The organism is Streptomyces sp. NPDC001781 (genome assembly GCF_053596035.1).
Genome location: NZ_JBSFFI010000074.1, coordinates 1 through 2847, shown reverse-complemented (window position 1 = coordinate 2847; position 2847 = coordinate 1). Strand labels below are relative to the sequence as shown.

The window sequence follows — 2847 nt, the reverse complement described above, 5'->3', positions numbered from 1 at the left end:
CGCGCACGCGGCGGCCGAAGCCCGCGCGCAGCGGCTGGTGCAGCAGGCCCGTACGCAGCACATGGTGCGGGTCGGCGCGGCGAACCGGTGGGACCTGCTGCATCCGGCGCTGTGCTCGGAGCACGAGTACTCCTGCCCGTTCACGCACGCCGTGTCCACGGCCGCGCCGGCCGCCCGGCCCGAGGGGTCCGGCACGTACATGTGCCACCTGGACGCCTTCGGCCGGCTCGTGCTGGACGGCCGCAGCCCCTACGCGGACACCACGTCGATGATCCGCACGTCCCTGCGACCGAAGGGGGTGGGCCGTGAGCCCGCAGGAGTCTGAGCACGCGTGTGGAAAATTTTCGACAACCGTCACGGCCGCCGGGGACGACCACACCGCCGGCGGAATGATCGCGCTGATACCGACGGCCGAGGACGCCGCGCGCCTGGCCGTGCCCGGCGGCGAGCCGGCGGAGGAGCTGCACTGCACGCTGCTCTACCTCGGAGACGACGGGTCGGCGTGGCCGGGCGAAGCGCGGGACGCGATGGAGGCCGCCGCCCGGGTACTGGCCGGCTGCGTCCCGCCCATCGTGTGCCGGGCGTTCGGCGCCGCGCACTGGAACGGTGACGGGGACAACCCCGCGTGGGTGTGGTCCGTCGGCGACAACCCGGACCGGGGACTGGCGGACAGCACACTGAACGAGGCGCGCTGCATCGTCGGGGACATTCTCGGTATGGCGATGGCCGCCCTGGACGGGGGCCTGCCTGAAACTCCGGTTCAGCACAGCCCGTGGGTGGCGCACGTCTGCGCGACCTACAGCGACGACCCCGCGCTTCTCGGCGCGCTGGAGCAGAAGCTGGGCGTGGTCACGTTCGACCGCATCCGGCTCTCCTTCGGGGACGACGACCGGGACATCCCACTGGCAGGTCGGGCCGTCAGCCTCACGGCCGCCGGGTACCGGCCGCGCCGGGAGCCGACCACGCTGGAGGTGTCCGCCCGCACCGACTTCGCCACCGTGCACCACCAGTGGGAGGCGGCCACGGCCCGTGCGGTGTCCGCCCTCGCCGCGACGACGGCCGCGTGGCGTCTCGACCTGCGCCACCAGATCACCCAGCGTCTGACCGCCGACGACCCGCAGGCCCTGCCCGACCTGGAACTGGACACGCAGGACGCGGCCGGTGCGCTGCTGACCCTGATGGAGGAGTTCGCCGTGCAGGCCGGCCGGGCGTGCCAGCGCGAGGCCGAGGCGCAGGGCTTCACCGTGCCGCCGTGGAGCATCCCGGACGACGACGGCGAGGACGCGGTGACGGCGGCCGGCGGGCGGCAACTGCTGCGCTCGGTGGCCGCCTTCTCCTCCGACCTGATCGCCGGGTCCATGCTCCAGGCGGCCAAGCGGATGCTGTCCGGGTTCCTGCGCTCCCGCTCCACCCCGGAGGCGGTTGCCGGGGAGGTGGACCGCGCGCTGGCCGACGACAAGCCCGGTATGCGCGGGGCCGTCGGTTCGGCGATGACGGCCGCGCAGAACGCGGGCCGGCTCGCTGTGTTCCGGGCCGCGCCCGAGGCGTCGCTGTACGCGGCGAGCGAGCTGAACGACCAGCGCACGTGCGGGCCGTGCAAGGCGGTCGACGGCTCGGAGTTCACGTCCCTCGCGCAGGCGATGGACGCGTACCCGGTGATGGGCTTCCGGGACTGCGCCGGCGCTTCGTACGGCAACCCGTGCCGTGGCTTCCTGATCGCCGTGTGGGGACAGAACGACGACGCGGCGACCGCCAGCGCAGACATCCAACGGGCCGCGCACGCGGCGGAAGGAGAACCACCGATGACGACCGCGTCCGAGACGAACACCGAGACCGCCGCCGGCGAGACCGAGGAGCTGCGCCGGGGCGAGCCGAACCCGGGCACGAAGAAGGACAAGCGGCTGAAGGAGAACAAGGCGGCCGGCGAGGCGGAGACCCTGGCGCACGGCGCGGCGGCCGACGCCGAGCAGGTGCTGGGCCCGGAGCCCGAGGAGATGGGCGACGGCCCGACCGCACCGTGGCGGGGGCCGCTGACCGTGGAGGGCATCGAGACCGGCGACGGCCGCGAGTTCAAGCCCGAGTCGCTGACGTGGGCCGACCTGCCGCTGCCGCTGCGCTGGAACAAGGAAGACTCCCACGGCGGTGAGCCGCACACCGTGGCGGTCAACGTCGGCCGCATCGACCGGGTGTGGCGCGAGGAAGGCGGCCTGGTCATGGGCGAGGGCGTGCTGGACCTCTCCGACGAGGACGGCCAGCGCGTGCACGACAAGATCAAGGGGAAGTTCCTGCGCGGTGTCTCGGTGGACGTCGACTCCATCAAGGACGCCGACATGGAGCTGGTCTGGCCTGCCGACCCCGACGAGGACGGCGAGGGCGACCCGTTCGCGCAGCTTTTCGCGTCCCCGGAGAAGGTCGTGTTCAACCGGGGCCGCATCCGCGCGGCCACGCTCGTGGACATCCCCGCTTTCGCGGAGGCGTACATCGCGCTGCTCGGAGAGGACGGCGCGGTCGTCGCTGGCGGCGAGCCCATCGGCGCCGTCCGGGAAGCGCGAGTCCCCCGGGCGCGGGTGGCGTCCGTGGAAGCCCCGGTCCGGCCGCCGGTCGACTGGTTCAAGAACCCGGGCCTGTCGGTGCCCACCGGCATCACTGTGACCCCGGAGGGCCGGGTGTACGGCCACGCCGCGCTGTGGGGCACCTGCCACATCGGGCAGGCCGGCGTCTGCGTCACGCCGCCGCAGGAAGAGACGCACCCGTCCCGGATCTCCGGGTCCGGCACCCAGGAAGGTGACGTGCCCGTGTTCGGGACCGGCGGGAAAGGCGGTGGGGCTCAATGTGCTCGCTCCCCCA

The 2847-nt window shown here is 73.4% G+C and carries 1 protein-coding gene and 1 pseudogene; both read left to right on the top strand.

Annotation, left to right across the window (positions count from 1 at the left end; translation table 11 throughout):
- The coding region (locus ACWCV3_RS28635; RefSeq protein WP_451230181.1) for a hypothetical protein at positions 1-325 on the top strand (325 nt) is incomplete at its 5' end.
- 64 nt (positions 326-389) lie between these two features.
- Positions 390-2847, top strand: a pseudogene (locus tag ACWCV3_RS28630) (hypothetical protein); the annotation flags it as partial.